The organism is Dolichospermum circinale AWQC131C (assembly GCF_000426905.1).
In the GTDB taxonomy this organism is placed as follows: Bacteria; Cyanobacteriota; Cyanobacteriia; order Cyanobacteriales; family Nostocaceae; genus Dolichospermum; species Dolichospermum circinale.
In genome coordinates this window covers 23,992-29,275 of record NZ_KE384633.1, presented here as the reverse complement: position 1 = coordinate 29,275, position 5,284 = coordinate 23,992, and the positions used below count along the sequence as shown (strand labels likewise).

Here is a 5,284-nt window from a genome sequence, read left to right as displayed (position 1 = left end):
TGCGTTTAATTTTTGATATTTCATCCTGAAAATCCTTTAATCCTGGTTATCCTGATTCTGACATTTCTCTAATTATTTTCATTGTTTCCACACTCACGGTACAAACTCTCATTAATAAATCTATTACCTGTTCTTTATAATCTGCGAAACGATAGGTATTGAATTTTTCCGCAATGGTGGGATCTTTTGGTTTTTTCTCTTTATATTGATCTAATATCCATTCTAATGCACTACGATTACCTAACATATATTCCCACGCGATTTTAGGAATGTTTGATAATGTGGTGACATCATCTAAGATGATATTATCTTTGGTTTTATCTGCTTTTAGTTTCGGTTTGGGTGTTTTTTGGTTATCTTTTAAGGGAATATCAACACGGGTTAGGTTATAAGGTGTAACTGTTTCATAGTTAATATGAATTTCCATGAGTTGTTTTCCCCAATTAACCCATTTTCGGAAGTTTTCATAATAGGGTAAGCGGGGAAAGTCGCGTTTTAGGTTGAGTTCGTATTTGGTGCGATAAGCTGGGTTATGTAGGACTGCGTAGGTATAATGAAAGATGTCTATTTTGGTAATTGTTTCATCTTGGTAATGGGTTTGAATTTGTTTTAGTCCCCAGTCGGTTATATTATCAATGCGTTTTCCTTCTTTGTCGTAACGGTAGAGGGAAAAACATTGAGAATCTCCTGTTAAATGTAAATCAATGATTGTGTTACTACCTAAACAATGAAATGGTTTTGTATTCCCTAATGCTGAAAAAGCTATATATTTATTTTCTGCATCCTTTTTATTTAAAATATCAAACCATTGATAAGTTCTACCGTTGAAATGTCTATCAAAATAAAGTTGTTCTTTATAAAATGGTCTATATAAACTTGGTTTAATACTATTTTTATCAAATTGTTTTTGTATTTTTCGTTTAAAGTAGCTTTTTAAATCTTCGTCCCATTTTATTTGTTGTGAAAGTTCTGCTTCCGGTTGTTTATCAAATTGACTTTGATAAATTTCTACAAAGAATTTCATCTTATTTACTAGAGATTCTTCAGATAAATCATAAACCCATTCATCTCTTTGTGTTGCTACACCTCTAGAAAACAACTTAAATACAGCTTTTTCTCCTTTACCCGCTTTCACATCTTTATCAACTAAAGGTAAAAGACTTTCAAAATCATTATCAGATTGATTGATCCAATTAAATTTTTGATCGGGTTTAATATGATCAAATCCTATTTTCTGAAATTTATTTTCTGCTAAATATCTAATTTTGTTTTCTCGTAATTCATGAATATGAAATGGATGAGAATAAAATATTTTACATCCTTGGGAATTACTATCTTTAATTAAAAAGCAAATAACTATACCAGTCATTGCACTTTCACCAAAAATAGTATGCTTTTCTCCAATAAATATACCATCTTTTCCTGAAATTGATCTGACATTCCCCCCTAAATCAATAATATAAACAAAAGAGAAATCGTCTTGAATAGATTTTCTAAAACCATCAAATGCACGTCCATCTAAAAAAGAAGAATTAGTAATAAAACATATAATACCATTTTTTACTCTATCCGTTGCCCATCTGTAGAAACGGACATACATATCATATAAAATATTTTTATTCTGCGCTTTACTATATTTAATATAAGATTCCTTAATTAACTTATCTATAGCAGTATAATAACGATTAGCATTATTATCATTAAAATTCTCCTGTTTTGCATTATAAGGAGGATTACCAATAATCACAGAAATAATTCTATCATTCTGTCTTTTAATTCTCGCAGTATTCTCCACAGTCATAGCAAACAAATCCAATTGCTTACCCTCAAAAGAGGTATTATCCAAAGTATCCACAAAACAAATATTTTCAAACTCCTCATACACCCCCATTTTCTGCTTATAGGTGTATTCAATATTCAAATTCGCAATATAATAAGGTAAAATAGCCACCTCATTACAATGAATCTCATGTTTATATTTGTGCTGTAAACTATGGGTTGGTAAATAATCAATTAACTCGGTAATAAACGTCCCCGTTCCCGTCGCAGGATCTAAAATTTCTACATCCTTATCCCCTAACAATTTACCAAAATGTTTATGTACTAAAAAATCCACACTTTCAATCATAAACCTAACTATTTCATTAGGGGTATAGACAATACCCAACCTATCCGCAGCTTTGGGATTATATGCTTTATAAAAATTCTCATACAATGCTTTTAAAAACTTCTGTTTTTCTTGATGATTAACAATATTAGCCGCAGTGCGTCTAATTACTGCATAATATCTTTCAATACTTCCTAAGGTATTTCTCTTTAAACTTCCTGTAAAAAAGGTGGAAATTACCCCTTGTAATTCCCGCGCTACGTTATTTTCTTGATGAAATTGTGACTCACTAAATATATTGATAAAAATGTCTTCTGTTAAAATATGTTGGATGATCATTTCCTGAATATCTAACAAAGTAATTTCAGGATTTATGGACTTTTGACAAATATTAAAAAACTTATCTCTGGCGTTTTCAAATAATATATTATTACCCTCTTGACATTTTATCAACTTTCTGAGAGAATCTAAGATAATGGGCAAATCCTGCCTAAATGTATCTATTGCTTCCCGAAAGTCCCGCACTTCAGGACGGACATAATTAATGAAGTTATTAATAATACTATCTACCGCGTCAGCATCGCCCATAGTCACGCGCTGGGTTTCTTGTCCAGATTGAATTAAAACCGCAGTTTGAGAATCTTCAAATAGTATATTACTATCGGGATAACCTTTATTTAATTTTTTTTCTATTTCCTCGTCTAATTTGTCGTATTGGTCTTTACTTTCCCAGTAACCCCAATCTAAACGCAAAGCATCTTTGATTGTCCCGTCGGGATAAACAATTTTCCCATTTGGTAGTTTGTAATCTAGTTCGGGAATGAGGAGAAAATCACGGGGTTTACAATATTCGTTTAAGAGGTTTTGGAAAGCGACGCGAATGGATGTTTCTTTGCGAGAACCACCATATTGAATGATTTTTTCTACTTCCGCTTGGTATTGGGTAACGAGGAGTCTAGACATAGTGGAGGAAATAATAGGGAATATTTATGAATATATTACTAAAATATTACTACAATATTAACCGACCCTAACCCTGTCCTTGTTAAAGGCATAGGATCATGAGATGTTTTCACAAAGCGATCGCTCATATTAGAGTATCATCTATAAATCATCATTTAATTTTAAACTCTTAATTTTTATTAACCTGTGTATTCTACCCTAGAGCAAAAATATCAACGTATTCAAAAAGAGTTAATGGCCGGGGCGCTGGCCTTGGGCTGTATTTTTTTAATTGGCACTTTATGGTATTGTTTGATTGAAGGCTGGTCATGGGAAGACGCAGCTTACATGACTGTAATTACCTTAGCTACCGTCGGTTATGGGGAAACTCACCCCTTGGGTAGTCGCGGTCGTTTGTTTACCATAGCCTTGATTTTCATGGGTGTGGTCAATCTTGGTTATATTGTCAATAGGTTTACAGCCGCAGTCATTGAAGGCTATTTTTTAGAGGGAATTCGACTCCGACAACAAAGGCGTTTAATGGAATCATTATCAGGTCATTATATCATCTGTGGATTTAGCCGCACCGGGCGACAAATTGCTAAGGAATTTCAAGCTGAAGGTGTTTCTTTTGTGGTCATTGACTCAGAAATGGAATCCGCACAAAAAGCTCAGGAACTTGGTTATATTGTTTACCAGGGTGATGCCACTTTAGATGATAGTTTACTCAAAGCTGGTATTCTGAAAGCAATTTGCATTGTAGCCGCTTTACCTTCAGACGCAGAAAATTTATATACCGTCCTATCAGCAAAAACCCTTAATCCTGGTATTCGGGCGATCGCTCGCGCTAGTACAGAAGAATCATTACAAAAATTACAGCGTGGCGGTGCAGATGCCGTAATTTCACCGTATATTACCGGCGGTAAACGTATGGCCGCAGCAGCCCTCAGACCGCAGATTCTCGACTTTGTAGATGGTATTCTCTCCGGTGCAGACCGCCAGTTATATATGGAAGAATTTTTACTAGATATGTCTCAGTGTCCCTTTATTGGTCAAACTCTACAAAAAGCTAAATTGCGATCGCAATCCGGGGCTTTAGTTTTAGCAATTCGTCGCGTTGATGGTAAACTCATTGGTGGACCGACTGGAGACACGGTGTTAATGTCGGGAGATACTTTGATTTGTATGGGTACTGCTGAACAATTACGGGGTTTAAATCAACTTTTGGGTCCTATCAGTTCCCAACCATTACGAAGACCGAAAAATAACTAAAATACTCGTTTTTATTGGCAGAATATAGATTATATTAACCACGAAGACGCGAAGAGCGCGAAGGAAGAGGGAAAAAATAAGTTGCTCGTTAATAGTATAATTACTGCAAATTTTGTATAAGAGGTTACTATACTAAATTTGACAATCCTAGTATGGCTAAATCTTGTGGTGCGGCCATCCTGCCCGCTATAATTATACTTTAAATGTAGTACAGCTTAACTTATAAAAATTATGAAACTAGCTTTCTTTGCGGCTACTATTTTTACCTTCACTTTAGGGTTTTACACTGAAGTCTCTGCTGCACCTGTAAAAACACCTGCTAAAAAACCTGTAACAAATACTAAAACTCCTGCTAAAAAACCTGTAACAAATACTAAAACTCCTGCTAAAAAGCCTGTAACAAATACTAAAACTCCTGCTAAAAAGCCTGTAACAACTACTAAAACTCCTGCTAAAAAACCTGTAACAAATACGAAAACTCCTGCTAAAAGGCCTGTAACAACTACGAAAACTCCTGCTAAAAAGCCTGTAACAACTACGAAAACTCCTGAGAAAAAACCTGTAACAACTGTAAAAACACCAAACGATTTTCTACAATGGTGTGACCCAAAAGCCAAGTTACCTCAAGAGACGAGATACACAGTTGAAGTATTATTACAAATCGCTGGGACAAAAAACTGTACTCAAGCCAATCAAAGACTGATTAAATTGACTACTCTTAACCTCTGGAGAAGTCAAATTAGTGATATCAAACCCTTATCAAGTTTGACTAATTTAACTGCTTTGAACTTGTGGGAAAATCAAATTAGTGATATCAAACCTTTAGCAAACTTGACTAATTTAACTTCTCTTGACTTAGGAGGAAATCAAATTAGTGATATCCAACCCTTATCAAGCTTGACTAAGTTAACTACCCTGAATTTGTGGGAAAATCAAATCAGCGATATCAAACCCTTGTCAAAC

3 protein-coding genes are annotated in these 5,284 nt (G+C 34.4%); 2 read left to right on the top strand and 1 reads right to left on the bottom strand.

Annotated elements, in window-relative coordinates; genetic code table 11:
* Nucleotides 1-46: 46 nt before the first annotated feature.
* Nucleotides 47-3,070: a type ISP restriction/modification enzyme gene (locus tag ACIR131C_RS0116655; protein WP_028091117.1), complete on the bottom strand. Its 3,024-nt coding sequence runs from the start codon at nucleotides 3,068-3,070 to the stop codon at nucleotides 47-49.
* A gap of 186 nt (nucleotides 3,071-3,256) precedes the next feature.
* On the opposite strand from ACIR131C_RS0116655, the gene ACIR131C_RS0116650 reads away from it, so the two are divergent.
* Complete coding sequence (locus tag ACIR131C_RS0116650; RefSeq protein ID WP_035372309.1) at nucleotides 3,257-4,321, top strand: potassium channel family protein; 1,065 nt, start codon at nucleotides 3,257-3,259, stop codon at nucleotides 4,319-4,321.
* A gap of 231 nt (nucleotides 4,322-4,552) precedes the next feature.
* Nucleotides 4,553-5,284 (top strand): leucine-rich repeat domain-containing protein (locus ACIR131C_RS27115; protein WP_269208807.1); only part of this gene is annotated, 732 nt, incomplete at its 3' end.

What these genes read in the sequence shown, in the direction of transcription:
- ACIR131C_RS0116655 (WP_028091117.1), bottom strand. Translation starts at nt 3,070, where the DNA reads ATGTCTAGACTCCTCGTTACCCAATACCAAGCGGAAGTAGAAAAAATC.